Raw genomic sequence first — 15257 nt, forward strand, 5'->3', positions numbered from 1 at the left:
TGCTTTCCCCACCGATCATGGAACAGTATGCTAAGACAGCTTTTAACGTGGTAATCCTTTTCGCCACGGTGTTATACGATTTTAAGGAGCACTACGACCCATGGAAGACATTACGCTCATAACCGGCGCAACCGGCTTCGTAGGCTCTGCTGTCGCGCGCACATTACAAGAACGCGGTCACAAACTGCGCCTTATGGTACGTCCCACCTCAGACCGCACAAATGTTGCTGAGCTTGATGCTGACATTGTCATCGCTGATTTTTCTGATCCAGCAAGTTTAAAACGCATTATGGAAAACGTGAAATATGTTTTCCATGTTGCTGCTGATTACCGTTTATGGGTCCCGGACCCTGCCGTCATGATGAGCGCTAATGTGGATGGTACACGCAACCTGATGCTCGCCGCACAAAATGCCGGGGTAGAGCGCATTGTCTATTGTTCTTCTGTCGCTGCTCTTGGCTTACGCTCAGATGGCATTGCAGCAGACGAAACAACGCCCATTAGTGAAGACAAGGTCATAGGCACCTACAAACTCTCTAAATACCGTGCCGAACAAGTTGTTTTGGACCTTATCAAATCACATAATCTCCCTGCGGTCATCGTAAACCCCTCTACACCTGTAGGCCCACGCGATATTAAGCCAACACCCACAGGACAAATGATCTTAGAATGCGCATCCGCCAAAATGCCCGCTTACGTTGAAACGGGCCTCAACATCGTCCATGTTGATGACGTTGCTGAAGGACATGCCCTCGCACTAGAACGCGGCAAAATTGGTGAGAAATACATTCTCGGAGGCGAAAACATGTCCTTAGGAGATTTGTTTAATCTCGTCAGTGAAGTGGCTTGTGTGAAACCACCGCGCGTGAAACTGCGCCAGTCTTGGCTCTACCCCGTAGCGCTCGTGTCAGAATGGCTGGCAAGAGGTTTTAAAATTGAGCCGCGCGTTACCCGTGAAACCCTCGCTATGTCTCGGAAATTAATGTATTTTTCTTCTCTTAAAGCACAACGTGAATTAGGCTACGCACCCCGTCCAGCTCGTGATGCCGTGACCGATGCCGTATCATGGTTTCGCCTGAATGGGCGCGTCCAATAATGCTACGCACCGGTTCTGCTCTGACGAGCCTTGGCGCTTGGGTCTATCTTGGCATGTTTCACGGGCGCTTTTGGCAAAGCGGTCCCTTGCTTGAGCCGCGCGACACCCCTTCTTCAGCTCCGGATGTAGCAATCGTTGTCCCCGCACGCGATGAAGCTGAATCTGTTAAAGCCTGCCTGAAGTCTCTTTTAGCGCAAGACTATAACGGCACTCTCTCGGTTATCCTTGTTGATGATAACAGCACGGATGGCACCGGTGACCTAGCACGCTCCGTTCCGGACCCTAAAAAGCGCTTAACGGTCCTTACGGGAGAAAACCGTCCCGCCGGTTGGAGCGGAAAACTATGGGCCGTCCATCAGGGCGTTCAGCACGCCCTTACCAACATTGGCCCTCATGGGTATATTCTACTCACAGACGCGGATATTCTGCATGCGCGTACACATGTAGCCAGCTTAGTCTCAAAAGCTCGTGATGATAACCTAGATCTTGTCTCCGAGATGGTCGCGCTGAACTGCGAAAGCCAAGCAGAGCGCTTTCTCGTGCCCGCATTCGTATATTTCTTTGCCATGTTATATCCGTTCTCGCGCACGGCGGACCCATCCTCACGGGTCGCCGGCGCAGCAGGCGGCACTATTCTCCTGCGCCGCCGCGCGTTGGAGCGTATTGGTGGCATAGAAACCCTCAAAGGCGCCCTCATTGATGATTGTACGCTTGCTGCTCACGTCAAGCGCAGTGGTGGACGCCTCTATCTCGGTCACAGTGCTCAAGCGTGGTCCATTCGCCCTTATCAAGGGGCTCATGACGTTTGGAAGATGATCGCACGTACGGCCTATGTACAGTTACGATACTCCCCTTTATTGCTGGTCGGTACCGTCATCGGGATGGGATTTGTTTGGCTTTTGCCTATCTTTTATGCCGTTTTTGCAAAGGGCCGACCCCGCAAAATTGGCCTCCTCACTTACCTCATTTCGTGCGCAACATTTCTTCCAACATTGCGCCGATTTGAACTCCCATTATGGCGCGCTTTACCACTCCCTCTCGTAGCCGCATTTTACATGGCTGCCACAATTGGCTCCGCTATTAACCACCACCGGGGCACGGGCGTGCAGTGGAAAGAGCGTGCGTATAAGGATGATGCAGCATGAACCATGATGATATATGGGGCACCAAGGACGTCACCTCCGCTAAGGGGAAGGGAGATGAAAATTTCCCCGTTGGCTCTTTCCTGATTGCCAAACAACACCGCCCGATTGTCCATACATATTACAATTTCGCCCGTGTCACGGACGACATGGTAGACACCGCCGAACTTACGCCATCGGAAAAAATTTCCCGGCTGCGTGGCATGGCTGCGGTCATACGCGGTGAAATTGATGCCCCTTTACGCGCAGATGCTCAAACGGCTGTCACGTTACGTACGGCACTTTTAGAACGCAAAATCCCACTGGAAGTCGCGACTGACCTGACAGAAGCATTCTGCATGGATGCTGAGAAAAACCGCTATCAGAGCTGGGACGAGTTACTGCATTACTGTGCATATTCCGCCAATCCAGTAGGCCGCTTCTTGCTTCACCTCCACGGTGAATCTCAAGACGCTTTTGCCGCCGGAGATGCTTTAAGCAGCGCATTGCAAGTCTTGAACCATCTGCAAGATGTGACCCATGACCTCAAAACACTAGATCGTTGCTATGTGCCGCTTCCGTGGCTGGCAGAAGAGCAGTGCACCATTAATGATCTGCGCTTAGTTCGCAGCAAACCCGGAATACGGCGCGTTTTTGACCGCATGCTGGATGGAGTTGATGCTCTAAACCGTGAGGCACGTATTTTACCCCAGCTCGTGCAAGACCGGCGGATGCGTATGGAAGCGGCGGTGATTGTTCAGTTATCACACAGCCTTGCGCAGAATTTACGTAAAAAAGACCCCATCGCCGAACGCGTGTCTTTAAGCAAAATCAATGGCCTACAAGCGCTCATCTACAGCGCCAAACATATCTAATTCTCAAAATCGTTCTGCGCATATGAACCTCACACTGCGCAGAACGACATTTCACGAATTATGTAATAATGCGATCCAGCGCCGCACAGAAAGCTTTCATTTCTGCCATAGAGCCGACCGTAATACGAGACGCATTTGGCCAAACTGGCCATGACCGACCAATCAAGATCTTTTCTTGTAAGAAAGCGTCTTTAATCGGTGCCGCAGGGCGCTGCCAGTCAATCACAAACATATTCGCATCAGACGGGATGTAACGAATGCCGCGCTTTTGCAAATGAGCAAAGGTCATATTGCGTGCCGCGATCATTTCACGCTTACGCTCCGCAATGTCTGCATGCATCGTTAGGCTTTTTGTACCGCACGCCACAGCAGGGATCGGCAGCATGTAGCTTTGATTTTCACCATCGTAACGCATCATTTTTTTGTGCAGATCAGGGCGTGTAATGCTCAAGCCCAGACGCAAGCCAGCCATTGCAAACATCTTGGAGAATGTCCGCAACACCACCACGTCTTTGCCAGCACGCACCAAAGACAGCGCACTTGGTGAATCCGAGAAGTGAATATAAGCTTCATCAACAAGAACGATGGCGTCCTTTGGCTTGTTTTCCACGAGCCACGCAATATCTTCCAACGGTGTTACCGTACCCGTTGGGTTATTTGGGCTACAAACATAATAGACGCCGGCATTCGGGTTTGCTTTAAGCATGGCACGAACATCGGTCTTATAACCATTTTGTGCGTCTAGCGGCACTTTCGTGAGGGGAATTTTCAACCACTCAGCCGTCACCCAACCCGCTTCATAGCTTGGATCAGCCGTCACCAAACCGCGTGTCGGGGAGCAGAACGTTACAATCGTACGACAAAGCGGATCAGAGGACCCACCCCATGGCATGATCGTCTCTTCCGGCATGTTTTCTGTTGCGGCAAACGTCTTGATCAAATTTGTACGCATCATGCCGGTAGGGTCATAGCGGTTGCCGTGGAATACAGCTTCTGCCCCTAATTTTGCAGCCGCAGGGAAGGGGCCTGTCCAACATTCATTGCTACCAATACGGACGAGCTTCGTTACATCGACACCTGTTGGTATTGCGGTCAGTGCGCGGGCATGCGCATTCCGTAAAGTGGCCTGGAAAGCCATTCCTGCACCGAGAACAGCAGCGACACGCCCTAGATGACGGCGAGAATAACCACGAGAAAGCAGGTCTTCACGACCTTCTTTTGTTAGGGTGTCAGACATGTTCGCTCCAGATTTGAAAAAATATCGAAACATACTAATATCGAAACGAAATCACTTGAAAAGCCCCTTTTTACAGTTTTTGATCGGGGAAAGCATTTTTCTTTAAAGAAACATTTCTCTTCACATGACACGCATCATTTGTGATGTTTTTACATCAGTATTGGCAGCAGTTTATGCTCCCCCCTTCGAAGCGCCCTTTGTCTCTTTTGCGTTTAACGCTATGAGACATGCTCTTACTGCCTGAGGAGAAGAAAAACATGGTTTTTGGTGGATTGTGCGCCTCACCCGGCCTTCCATGCGCGCAGGCTGACCTTGACCATGTTGCCAGCATCGTCACCCGTTCGGGAACATCCTTTGGGCGCGGAATGAAGGTTTTGCCGCAGGCACGCCGCCAAGGCATGTTCGCCGTTTACGCTTTTTGCCGCGAAGTGGATGACATCGCGGATGGTGATGCTGGCGTTACAGATCCTGCACATTCTCTTGCTGAATGGCATCAACGCATAAAGTATCTTTTCGAAGGTGAAGCGCGCAATGCATTGGACCGCGTACTGGTCGCCACGATCATGCGCTTCGCTCTGAAAGCACAAGATTTTCATGACGTCATTGACGGTATGATCATGGATTGCGGCGCTCCTATTGTTGCGCCTGATGAAAAAACACTGGACCTCTATTGCGACCGTGTCGCCTCCGCCGTAGGGCGTTTATCTGTCTGTGTTTTTGGTGATACCTCACCAGAAGCGCGCAAGGTCGCCTACCATCTTGGGCGTGCGTTACAAATTACGAATATCCTACGAGACCTCGGCGAAGATGCCCAACGGGGCCGCCTCTACCTACCAACAGAATTGCTGGAGCGGTTTGATGTGCCAACCGTTCCCACTGAAGCACTTTACGCTCATGGCCTTGACCCAGTGTGCCGTGTTCTAGCTCGTAGAGCCCAAGATCACTTTCGTGACGCACATCACGCAATGCGCCTTTGCAAAGCCAAAGCGATGCGCCCAGCACGCATGATGGCCGCATCCTATCAACCTGTCTTATCTGCCCTTCTAAAACGCGGATGGAAAAATCCCGATCAAACCTTAGACGTTTCCAAAGCATGGCGCGCCACCCGTGCTTTCATAGCGTATGTAAAATAAACAGCAGGCGTTATTTCTCCATGAGTCGTGTTCATATTATTGGCGGTGGCCTTGCCGGGCTTTCCGCAGCCGTTGAGCTAGCCGCACAAGCGCAAGTCACAATTTACGAAGCTGGCCCAGCTTGTGGTGGCCGCGCACGCTCCTTTTACGATCGCACGCTTGATGCTGTTATCGACAACGGAAACCATCTGCTGCTCTCCGCAAATGAGCTCACCTTTCGTTACCTCGATATTATAAGCGCACGCCATACGATTACCGGCCCAGACACCCCCATTTTCCCGTTTTTTGACCTTTCCGAGCATCGCGGATGGACACTGCACCTCTCTCGCGGAAAAATTCCTTTTTGGATGTTACCGGGTGGGCGCCGCGTTCCGGGGATGAAATTAAAAGAATTAGGTGCTTTGTGGAAGCTCGTACGCGCCAAAGCTGAAACCACCGTTGAATCATGCTTAGGTGAGGGGACGCTGAGCCGGAAATTACTCGCTCCCTTCGCCATATCGGCCCTGAATACAGATTTAGAGACGGGAAGTGCCCGGCTTCTCGGCAACATTGTCCAAAAATCATTAGCGCGTGGCGGTCATGCCTGCTTGCCCCGCTTTCCAAAAGTTGGCCTTTCAGAAAGCTTTGTTGACCCTGCGCTAGATTATCTGAAGCGCTACCATGCCCAAATCCATTGCAGCACACGCGTCACCAGCCTCAACCAAGACGGTGACGGTGGCCGTATTACCTCTTTCGAAACGTCTAACGGGGTCATCACGGTCGATGAAGGCGATTACGTCATTCTGGCCGTCACAGCACCTGTTGCGCAAAATTTACTCCCCACATTACCCACTCCGGATGCCTTTGAGAGCATTGCAAACGCCCATTTCCGCCTTCCAGAAGACATCACCGCACGGGGCATCGTAGATCAAGCCCGTTTTGTTGGCTTGGTCGGCGGTGTTTCAGAATGGCTCTTTCTCAAAGGCCATATCCTGTCCGTAACCGTGAGTGCAGCCAACCGGTATGCCAAACGTGATTCCAGTGAAATGCTCGCCACTATCTGGTCTGAAGTCCGCCGCGCTCTTGATCCCGTTCTCCCAACACCACTCCCTGTCGCCATGCCCCCCGCACGCCTCTTGCGCGAAAAGCGTGCTACTTTTGCCGCCACCCCAGAGCAGGACAAAAAACGTCCTCGGACACGAGATGGGCATATCATCACAGGCCTTAGCAACCTTGCCCTCGCAGGGGACTGGACGCAGACTGAACTCCCTTCGACCATCGAAGGCGCTATTCAGTCAGGCTTGGCGGCTGTTTCTGCGGCCGGTTTCCGCTCCCCTATCATATAAATGACGCTATGATGACAAACTGAACGGCTCAAGATATAATAACTATTTTTAGCCTCGCGGCTAATCTACACCGTCACGCACCAACACGTGTGGCAACATCAAAAAACCACAACAAAGGGAGGAAGTGTCTAGTGAGCGAGACTTTGGTGCGCGAAAAAACGAACGACGCGAAGACCGATAACGCGGCGGTCGAGCGGGCCATTGAAAGCGCCCATAAGGCACTTGGTGGACGCCAAAAAGCGGATGGACACTGGGTCTTCGAGCTCGAAGCTGACGCCACCATTCCGGCAGAATATGTCCTTCTGGAGCATTACCTAGACCGTATTGACTTAGAGCGTCAGGCGAAAATTGGGGGGTACCTACGTCGCATTCAGGGAGAACATGGAGGGTGGCCTCTTTACCATGATGGCGGCTTTGAACTCTCTGCCAGCGTGAAAGCGTATTTTGCCCTAAAAGCCATCGGGGACGATATTAACGCTCCCCATATGAAACGCGCGCGTGAAGCGATCCTTGACCATGGTGGCGCCGCACATAGTAATGTTTTTACCCGCTTTCAGCTTGCCCTTTTTGGTGAGGTTCCTTGGCAAGCGACACCTGTTATGCCTGTTGAGCTGATGCTCTTACCCCGTAAGGCATTTTTTTCCATGTGGAATATGTCTTACTGGTCACGCACGGTCGTCGCGCCATTGCTCGTCTTAGCTGCGCTGCGCCCTTGTGCTATTAACCCCCATAACATCCACGTCCGCGAATTATTTGTACAACCCCCCGAAGACGTCAAAGACTGGATACAAGGGCCGTTTCGTTCACGCTGGGGACGTTTCTTCAAACATCTTGATACCGCATTACGTCCTATAATCCCGCACATTCCCCGCAATGTGCACGATAAAGCCATCAAAGCCGCCATTGACTTCATTGAGCCACGCCTCAGCGAAGGTGGCCTCGGGGCGATTTACCCCGCAATGGCCAATGTCGTCATGATGTATCGCGCTCTTGGCGTTGCGGATGATGACCAGCGCGTTGTCACCGCATGGCAATCCATCCAAGACTTATTAGTCGAAAAGAATGGTGAGATTTACTGCCAGCCATGCGTCTCTCCTGTTTGGGATACTGGCTTATCGGGCCTCGCCATGATGGAGGCAGCATCCGGCGCTCGTGCCACCGAACGTGAAAAAACAATGGCGTCACTACGCCGCAGCGCAGAGTGGTTGCGTGACCGTCAAATTTTAGACGTCAAAGGCGACTGGGCCATGAACACTTCGCCTGACCTCCGCCCCGGCGGTTGGGCGTTTCAGTACGAGAATGACTACTATCCAGATGTCGATGATACCGCCGTCGTCGGCATGCTCCTACATCGCGTTGATCCTGAAGGAAACCAAGACGCCATTGAGCGTGCACGCGAATGGATCATTGGTATGCAAAGCACTAATGGGGGGTGGGGCGCTTTCGATATTGATAATGATCTCGACCTCCTCAACCATATTCCCTTCTCAGATCATGGCGCTTTGCTTGACCCTCCAACGGCTGATGTTTCAGCACGCTGTATCTCCTTTTTAGCACAGCTCGGATACGCAGAAGACCGGCCCATTATTGACCGTGCTTTGGCTTACCTACGCAGCGATCAAGAAACGAATGGCAGTTGGTTTGGGCGTTGGGGCACAAACTATATTTATGGGACATGGTCCGTACTCTGCGCTCTTAACATTGCGGGCGTTCCCCATGAAGACCCCATGATTCAACGGGCCGTCACGTGGTTAAAAAGCGTACAGCGTGCAGATGGCGGCTGGGGCGAAGATTGCGCGTCTTACGAAGGCGCGCAGCCCGGACAGTACAAAGAAAGCCTACCATCCCAGACAGCATGGGCCGTTTTAGGTCTTATGGCTGTAGGAGAGCGTAATAGTGATGCCGTACAACACGGAATCCATTTCTTAACACAGGCACAAGATGATAAAGGCGAATGGCACGAAGAACCTTATAATGCCGTCGGTTTCCCAAAGGTCTTCTATCTACGCTACCATGGGTACAAACAATTTTTCCCTTTAACGGCCCTAGCACGTTACCGTAATCTCGGAGACAGCAATAGCGGTCGTGTGGAGGTCGGTTTCTGATGTTAGGTGTTTTAACAGGCTTACGCCAAGAAGCGCGGATTATCCGCCGCTTCCTCCCTGATGTTCCGGTTGCCCTCAGCTATGCTGACCCGATACGGGCGGAGCGTGAAACACAACGCCTGGTCGATATTGGATGTACGCATCTTCTTTCATTTGGCTGCGCTGGTGGCCTTCAGCCAGATTTGGCGCCCGGCACTGTCCTCTCGGCTAATCACGTCATTGTGGATGGTGAGCGCATGGAGTGTGATGAACACCTCAGCCAACATTTCGGCGCTGAACGTCTTTTGCGCGGCGGTGTATTGCACAGTGACGTTCTCGTTGCCACACAGGAAGACAAACACTACGCGGCCACATCAAGCCTCTGCCTAGCGGTTGATATGGAGAGTGGTTACGTCGCCCAATCTGGGCTGCCTTTTGCTGTTTTGCGTGTTATTTGTGATGATGCAGAGCGCAGCCTTCCACCTGCCGCCACAGAAGGCATGCGCGAGGGAAAAGTTTATCTTCCCGGCCTATTGAAATCTCTCCTCACTGCGCCTCAACAAATTCCATCGCTCATGGCGTTAGGGCGTGATGTTTCCTTGGCACAAAAAGAAATTTTAGATTTCTTAACGGCTAACCCGCCCCCTTTAGATGTTTAAAGAAGCCTCTCTTCCAGCTAGCTATGTCGTTAGCTGGAAGAGAAAAAAGACCGCTTAAACGTCGTCTTTAAGACGTTCGGGGCGGAAGCCAGTAGCAACAACATAAAGCTCACTGGACTCTTTGCGAGAGGCGGGGGGCTTAACGTGCCGCACTGTCGCAAAGGCATTCTTCATCGAATCCAGCATTTGCTTTTCAGATCCGCCTTGGAAGACCTTAGCAATAAAGCTTCCACCCTCAGCGAGAACCTGCAACGCAAAGTCCAATGCACCTTCTGCAAGGCCCATAATACGCACGTGGTCCGTCGCCGCATGTCCCGTCGTATTGGGTGCCATGTCAGACATCACAATATCAGCCGGACCACCCAGAATATCTTTTAGCCGATCAGGCATCTCTGGGTCTGTGAAATCACCCTCAATGATCGTTGCCCCTGCTACTGGGTCCACAGGCAAAAGATCAACCCCCGCAATGTTCTCCGCACCACGCTTAACCGCAACCTGTGTCCACCCCCCGGGAGCAGCGCCAAGATCAATCACTTTTACGCCCGGTTTAATCAATGAGAAACGGTCATCCAGTTCGATCAGCTTAAAGGCTGCACGAGACCGCCACCCTTGCTTACGCGCCGCCGCGACATATGGGTCATTAAGCTGGCGGTTCAACCAACGTTGCTGGGCCGTAGTGCGCCCACGCGCTGTCCGCAGGGAAATACTCTTATTACGCGCTGTTTTAACCGTGGCACCATCTTCTGTAGAAGATGCCACACCAGGCGCCGCTGCACTTTTTAGCGCTTTACCAGGAACGCGCTTAGGAGCGTCTTTTTTTGTACGAGGACCGGAGGGGGAACGAGGTGGTTTCATAACGTCACATAATTATTCAAAAAATCGGCACCATGGGTTGCCGTGTAGGGCTTAGCGAAGTTCGACGCCCCCGTGCGGCGACGAACCGATGCAGAATAAAGCGCATGATCACGCGCCATTCGGGCCAACATACCATCACGAAGGCCCCGATCCGCAATGGTAACCTGCTGAATTGGCCACATTTGATAAATTGCTTCAAAAATTGCGCAACCGGGCAACACATAGCGCGACCGATCAGGCCCCACACACGGATGTTCGATCAACCCTTGCGGCCCAATATGCCGCAAAGTGCGGATCGCTTCACACATATTTTCGCCCGGCAAGGTCGCCCCATCAATCATGGCGCGATTATAACGGGGCAGGGCAAGCGCTACCCCCGCAAGGGTCGTCACAGTCCCAGACGTACCAATCAACCTTGTGCGCCCCTGAAGAACTTCACGGTATATTCTATGAATCGACTCAAAGGGGGCTAATTGATCAAAGACATGGTTGACCATGTCATCATAAGACGTTCCATGACCACTTCCAAATGTTTCCTCAAGGGAAATTACCCCGAGAGGCAAACTTGTGGTGCCAATTAATGTATGCTCATTGCGGCGGTGATCAAGACGTACCCACGCAATCTCTGTTGAGCCACCACCAATGTCAAACAGCACGCCGCGTTCAGCATTTTGTGCGTTAGAACATTGATTAAAAAGGGCCGAACAGCTTTCTACAGCAAGCTCAGCTTCCTCACGGGGGCTGATAATATCAATTTTCAAGCCTGTTTCACGCAACACCCGCGCAAGAAAATCACGGCCATTTCCCGCACGACGGCAGGCCTCCGTTGCAACCGCACGAAGCTCAGTCAGTGGCCATTGATGGAGACGCTCCGCGCAAATCCGTAAGGCTTCTATGGTACGGTTCATGGCATCTTCCGCCAAGCGCCCACTGACCTTTAAACCTTCACCCAGCCCTACGCAGCGATTAAAACTATCAACGATCCGAAAGCCAGAGGCGGTACGGGCCGCAATCATCAAGCGACAATTATTCGTCCCGAGATCAATGGCAGCGAAGAACGGTCCAGCATAACGACCGGGCATGCTGCGCTGCTGCGCGCACCCTATCATTCCTGCTTCCCGTTCTGGCATCGACATTACGTTCGCCCCCGATAAAAACCACTATGGCTGTTTATTATTCTACATGACGCCGAATATGCTTTTCCCGCAAGGGGATTATTTTTTCTTCTGAAAAATGAAAAAACTCTCTTGCACATTTAAGTCACTATCGCTAGAAATCACCTCACCGCTTGGGAGATAGTTTAGCGGTAGAACTACCGGCTCTGACCCGGTCAGCCCTGGTTCGAATCCAGGTCTCCCAGCCAAAATTACCACAAAATTTTATACCCAAAAACGCTAAAAAACACTTCCTGTGTTTACTAAAAATAGCTATTAAGACCCGCCAACAGCCGAGGCGGCTTTTGGCACGCCCGGCACTGAATACTTCGGCGCACTTGCGCCCGAAAAAACGGGGTATGCGGGCATGACTACTTCTTCTCTTCACGATCGTATCCGTGAAGCACTGGCTTATGATGACGTTCTGGTTGAACCAGCCGAATCATCCGTTCTGCCAGCGCAAGCTAATACGCGCACACGCCTGACGCGTACAATCGAACTCAACATCCCCCTCATGTCCTCTGCCATGGATACCGTCACCGAAGACGCAATGGCGATTGCTATGGCCCAGCAGGGCGGCATGGGCGTTATTCACAAAAACCTCTCCGTCGAAGAGCAGGCCGAGCAGGTTCGCCGCGTGAAGCGTTTTGAATCGGGCATGGTCGTGAACCCCATCACGGTTGGGCCAGATCAAACCTTTTCTGATGTTGAAGCACTGAAAGCACGCCACGGCGTTTCAGGCCTTCCTGTTGTAGAAGAGGGCAGTGGGCGCCTGCTTGGCATTCTCACCAGCCGCGACATGCGCTTCAATACGGACCCCAATACCCGTGTCCGTGACCTTATGACGCATGAAAACCTTGTGACCGTTAAGAATGGTGCAGCCCCAGCGGAAGCACGTGCACTTCTTCATCGTCACCGCATTGAAAAATTGCTCGTTGTTGATGATTCTGAGCGCTGCGTTGGTTTGATCACCGTCAAGGACATGGACAAAGCGATTACGCATCCTTTAGCCATTAAAGATGACCAAGGCCGCCTCCGTTGTGCTGCTGCAATCGGCGTTGGCCAAGATGGTCTGCAACGCGCAGAAGCGCTCATTGCTGCTGGCGTTGACGTGCTGGTTGTGGATACCGCACACGGTCACTCACGCGGCGTTCTGGAAACAGTAGAAAAACTAAAGGCCCGTGATCCAGCTATTCAAATTATCGCTGGTAACGTCGCAACACCTGAAGCAGCACGCGCGCTTATTGCCGCTGGCGTAGACTGTGTAAAAATCGGCATTGGGCCAGGCTCTATCTGCACAACACGCGTTGTTGCAGGCGTGGGCGTACCTCAATTCTCCGCCGTTATGGAAACAGCCGCAGCCTGCCATGAACACGGCATCTCCGCCATTGCTGACGGTGGCCTGCGGACGTCTGGCGATATCGTGAAGGCGATTGGCGCTGGCGCAGATGTTGTCATGGTCGGTTCTTTGCTGGCCGGCACCGACGAAAGCCCTGGCGAAACCTTCTTGTATCAAGGCCGTGCTTACAAAGCTTATCGTGGCATGGGCTCTCTCGGTGCAATGGCACAAGGTTCTGCGGATCGTTACTTCCAAGGTGAAGTCCGTGACACATTGAAGCTCGTCCCAGAAGGCATCGAAGGCCAGGTTGCGTACAAGGGAGGGATGGCTCCTGTCGTACATCAACTCGTTGGTGGCCTTAAAGCAGGCATGGGCTATACCGGCTCAGCGACCGTTCCTGACCTTCAGACACGAGCTCGCTTCCGCCGCATCACCAATGCCGGTTTGCGTGAAAGCCATGTCCATGATGTCACGATCACACGTGAATCCCCAAATTATCGCCGGGATTAATCGTTAGAGAGGCTTCTGCCTCTCGCTATTCCGCCAGAAACGGGTTAGGGGGTCGACATGACCCCTGCAGCCCGCCTTTCTGGCGCGATTGATCTGCTTTGTGCGATCCAGAACGCCCCCCGCCGTCCTGCAGATGCGACGGCAAATGCTTTTTTCCGTGAACGCCGTTACATCGGCGGCGGTGACCGACGCGCTATTTCAGCCATTGTATGGGATGTGTTGAGAAGCTGGCGTCGTCTACACTGGCATTTTTCTGATCTCACCGGCGCGATTTCGCCACGCCTGCTCAGTGCCGCCAGTTTGCTTCTGGGCGGAGAGAACATGGACAATGTCCGTGCGTTGTTTGGCACAGATCGTTACGCACCATCGCCTCTCACATCACGCGAAGATATTGCCCTAAAAAAGCTAGAAGGGCGCTCACTTTCAAGCCCGAAACAGCCCCGCGCTGTACGTTTAGAGTATCCTGATTGGATTGAACCAATCTTACTCGAAACGTTCGGTGACCGCCTCGAAGCAGAAATGCTTGCCTTGCTGGAAGCTCCAACGCTTGACCTGCGCGTAAACTTGCTCAAAGGCACGCGTGAGGCTGCCATTAAAGCCCTTCGCAATGAATCATTAAAAGCCGAACCCACGGCTTTATCCCCTTGGGGCATGCGCCTTGATGGCCGCCAACCCGTTACGGCAGCACAAGCCTTCCGTGATGGCTTGGTCGAAATTCAAGATGAAGGCTCTCAGTTGGTCGTCCTGGCAGCTGATGCAAAATCTGAGCATCGTGTGCTTGACTATTGCGCGGGGGCAGGCGGAAAAACTCTAGCTCTTGCCATGACGATGGATAATCGCGGACATATTGTTGCCTGTGATGTCCATGAAAAGCGCCTAGAAGGTGCCGTCAAACGTTTACGCCGTGCTGGCGTCCATAACGTTGAGCGGCACTTGCTGGTGAGCGGTGACAAATGGGCAAAACGCCGTGCTGGCAGCTTTGATCGTGTACTGGTCGATGCTCCGTGCTCAGGCACGGGCACATGGCGCCGCAACCCCGATGCACGCCTGCGCCTGACACAAACGGACATCGAAGAACTTCTGGTAAAACAGGCTGAAATTCTGGACCGTGCTGCATCTTTGGTGAAGCCGGGTGGGCGCATGATTTATGCAACATGCTCTCTCTTAGCACAGGAAAATGCCGTACAGATCGCAGCCTTCTTGAAGCGCCGTACGGATTACCGCCTCCTCACAGGAGAGGAAATGCCAGAGACTCTGCCTGAGAAGCTGCGTCAACGCGGTTCTTTCGCCCTTACGCCTCAGCAAGACGGTACGGACGGCTTCTTCGCATGCGTTATGGAACGTGTGGTGGAGAAGAAAGACGACGCCACATAATCAGAGCATCGACCATCCCATATGTGGGGTGGTCGAACGCTTCCGGCACGCGTCCGACGACCTCAAAACCAAGATGGCGCCATAGCTCTATGGCCCGCTCATTGGTGCTCACCACAAAATTGAACTGCATCGCCCGATACCCAAGGGATGCAGCTTCTTTCAGAGCATGCTCCGCCATTAACCGACCAGCCCCATAACCGGGCCGCGCGACAAAACCTGCATTCGCCGTATGTGCCCCAGCACCTTTTTGATTAGCACGTATGTAAAACGTGCCAACAATATGATGGTCGGCTGTTTCCGCTACATAAACCCGATGTTCTTCTTGCATCCAATATGACAACACTTGGCGCTGTGACCAATGTTTAGGCAATGCATAAGTATCACCGCTCCGTATAACCGGAGCCAGACATTGCCAAATTTCATCACGATCAAAAGAACGGGCAGGGCGAATAATCATAACCTGCACCTTAAGAGACGAGTGCACCATTAGGCAAC

At 52.6% G+C, this 15257-nt stretch carries 13 protein-coding genes and 1 tRNA gene; 10 read left to right on the forward strand and 4 right to left on the reverse strand.

Going from position 1 to position 15257, the window contains the following annotated elements; all coding sequences use genetic code 11:
- Nucleotides 1-100 precede the first annotated feature (100 nt).
- From hpnA to NTH01S_RS01925, 3 genes are read left to right on the forward strand one after another with little or no spacing between them, the layout of a single operon-like run.
- Entirely contained in the window at nt 101-1096 is a 996-nt protein-coding gene (gene hpnA / locus NTH01S_RS01915) for a hopanoid-associated sugar epimerase (RefSeq protein ID WP_068168527.1), read from the forward strand.
- The gene (locus NTH01S_RS01920; RefSeq protein WP_068168531.1) at nt 1096-2241 is read left to right on the forward strand and encodes a glycosyltransferase; all 1146 of its coding nucleotides are present in this window, start codon (nt 1096-1098) and stop codon (nt 2239-2241) included. Before hpnA ends, NTH01S_RS01920 begins: the two co-directional genes overlap by 1 nt.
- A complete protein-coding gene (locus NTH01S_RS01925; RefSeq protein ID WP_068168534.1) occupies nt 2238-3092 on the forward strand; it encodes a squalene/phytoene synthase family protein in 855 nt (284 codons plus the stop codon). The genes NTH01S_RS01920 and NTH01S_RS01925 overlap by 4 nt, the downstream gene beginning before the upstream one ends.
- Nucleotides 3093-3150: 58 nt before the next feature.
- On the opposite strand, the gene NTH01S_RS01930 is transcribed toward NTH01S_RS01925, so the two are convergent.
- Complete coding sequence (locus NTH01S_RS01930) at nt 3151-4329, reverse strand: pyridoxal phosphate-dependent aminotransferase (protein WP_068168537.1); 1179 nt, start codon at nt 4327-4329, stop codon at nt 3151-3153.
- A gap of 257 nt (nt 4330-4586) precedes the next feature.
- Here NTH01S_RS01930 and hpnD point away from each other — a divergent pair, with 257 nt between their 5' ends.
- From hpnD to NTH01S_RS01950, 4 genes are all read left to right on the forward strand, one after another.
- On the forward strand, nt 4587-5462 hold the full coding sequence (hpnD, locus tag NTH01S_RS01935; protein WP_068168685.1) for a presqualene diphosphate synthase HpnD: 876 nt from the start codon (nt 4587-4589) through the stop codon (nt 5460-5462).
- A gap of 20 nt (nt 5463-5482) precedes the next feature.
- A complete protein-coding gene (hpnE, locus tag NTH01S_RS01940; RefSeq protein WP_068168542.1) occupies nt 5483-6787 on the forward strand; it encodes a hydroxysqualene dehydroxylase HpnE in 1305 nt (434 codons plus the stop codon).
- A gap of 131 nt (nt 6788-6918) precedes the next feature.
- A complete protein-coding gene (shc, locus tag NTH01S_RS01945; protein WP_068168544.1) occupies nt 6919-8892 on the forward strand; it encodes a squalene--hopene cyclase in 1974 nt (657 codons plus the stop codon).
- Nucleotides 8892-9530: a phosphorylase family protein gene (locus tag NTH01S_RS01950; protein ID WP_068168548.1), complete on the forward strand. Its 639-nt coding sequence runs from the start codon at nt 8892-8894 to the stop codon at nt 9528-9530. The genes shc and NTH01S_RS01950 overlap by 1 nt, the downstream gene beginning before the upstream one ends.
- A gap of 54 nt (nt 9531-9584) precedes the next feature.
- Here the strand turns inward: NTH01S_RS01950 and NTH01S_RS01955 are convergent, their stop codons facing one another.
- Nucleotides 9585-10385 carry an RlmE family RNA methyltransferase gene (locus NTH01S_RS01955; protein ID WP_068168551.1) on the reverse strand — a complete coding sequence of 267 codons (801 nt, stop codon included), beginning with the start codon at nt 10383-10385 and terminating at the stop codon, nt 9585-9587.
- Complete coding sequence (locus tag NTH01S_RS01960; RefSeq protein ID WP_174523595.1) at nt 10382-11515, reverse strand: Ppx/GppA phosphatase family protein; 1134 nt, start codon at nt 11513-11515, stop codon at nt 10382-10384. The genes NTH01S_RS01955 and NTH01S_RS01960 overlap by 4 nt, the downstream gene beginning before the upstream one ends.
- A 159-nt stretch (nt 11516-11674) precedes the next feature.
- On the opposite strand from NTH01S_RS01960, the gene NTH01S_RS01965 reads away from it, so the two are divergent.
- The 3 genes from NTH01S_RS01965 to NTH01S_RS01975 all read left to right on the forward strand — a co-directional run bounded on the left by NTH01S_RS01965 (nt 11675) and on the right by NTH01S_RS01975 (nt 14762).
- Nucleotides 11675-11748, forward strand: a tRNA-Gln gene (locus NTH01S_RS01965).
- Between the two features lie 158 nt (nt 11749-11906).
- Nucleotides 11907-13388, forward strand: coding sequence for an IMP dehydrogenase (guaB, locus tag NTH01S_RS01970; RefSeq protein ID WP_068168554.1), 1482 nt, complete (start codon nt 11907-11909; stop codon nt 13386-13388).
- Nucleotides 13389-13445: 57 nt separating this feature from the next.
- Nucleotides 13446-14762, forward strand: coding sequence for an RsmB/NOP family class I SAM-dependent RNA methyltransferase (locus NTH01S_RS01975; RefSeq protein ID WP_068168557.1), 1317 nt, complete (start codon nt 13446-13448; stop codon nt 14760-14762).
- Here the strand turns inward: NTH01S_RS01975 and NTH01S_RS01980 are convergent.
- Nucleotides 14722-15219, reverse strand: a complete 498-nt coding sequence (locus NTH01S_RS01980) for a GNAT family N-acetyltransferase (protein WP_068168559.1) — start codon at nt 15217-15219, stop codon at nt 14722-14724. The genes NTH01S_RS01975 and NTH01S_RS01980 overlap by 41 nt on opposite strands.
- Between the last annotated feature and the right edge of the window lie 38 nt (nt 15220-15257).

The organism is Neokomagataea thailandica NBRC 106555, assembly GCF_001598495.1.
GTDB classification, from domain to species: domain Bacteria; phylum Pseudomonadota; class Alphaproteobacteria; order Acetobacterales; family Acetobacteraceae; genus Gluconobacter; species Gluconobacter thailandicus_A.

What these genes read in the sequence shown, in the direction of transcription:
- hpnA (WP_068168527.1), top strand. Translation starts at nt 101, where the DNA reads ATGGAAGACATTACGCTCATAACCGGCGCAACCGGCTTCGTAGGCTCT.
- NTH01S_RS01920 (WP_068168531.1), top strand. Translation starts at nt 1,096, where the DNA reads ATGCTACGCACCGGTTCTGCTCTGACGAGCCTTGGCGCTTGGGTCTAT.
- NTH01S_RS01925 (WP_068168534.1), top strand. Translation starts at nt 2,238, where the DNA reads ATGAACCATGATGATATATGGGGCACCAAGGACGTCACCTCCGCTAAG.
- NTH01S_RS01930 (WP_068168537.1), bottom strand. Translation starts at nt 4,329, where the DNA reads ATGTCTGACACCCTAACAAAAGAAGGTCGTGAAGACCTGCTTTCTCGT.
- hpnD (WP_068168685.1), top strand. Translation starts at nt 4,587, where the DNA reads ATGGTTTTTGGTGGATTGTGCGCCTCACCCGGCCTTCCATGCGCGCAG.
- hpnE (WP_068168542.1), top strand. Translation starts at nt 5,483, where the DNA reads ATGAGTCGTGTTCATATTATTGGCGGTGGCCTTGCCGGGCTTTCCGCA.
- NTH01S_RS01950 (WP_068168548.1), top strand. Translation starts at nt 8,892, where the DNA reads ATGTTAGGTGTTTTAACAGGCTTACGCCAAGAAGCGCGGATTATCCGC.
- NTH01S_RS01955 (WP_068168551.1), bottom strand. Translation starts at nt 10,385, where the DNA reads ATGAAACCACCTCGTTCCCCCTCCGGTCCTCGTACAAAAAAAGACGCT.
- NTH01S_RS01960 (WP_174523595.1), bottom strand. Translation starts at nt 11,515, where the DNA reads ATGCCAGAACGGGAAGCAGGAATGATAGGGTGCGCGCAGCAGCGCAGC.
- guaB (WP_068168554.1), top strand. Translation starts at nt 11,907, where the DNA reads ATGACTACTTCTTCTCTTCACGATCGTATCCGTGAAGCACTGGCTTAT.
- NTH01S_RS01975 (WP_068168557.1), top strand. Translation starts at nt 13,446, where the DNA reads ATGACCCCTGCAGCCCGCCTTTCTGGCGCGATTGATCTGCTTTGTGCG.
- NTH01S_RS01980 (WP_068168559.1), bottom strand. Translation starts at nt 15,219, where the DNA reads ATGATTATTCGCCCTGCCCGTTCTTTTGATCGTGATGAAATTTGGCAA.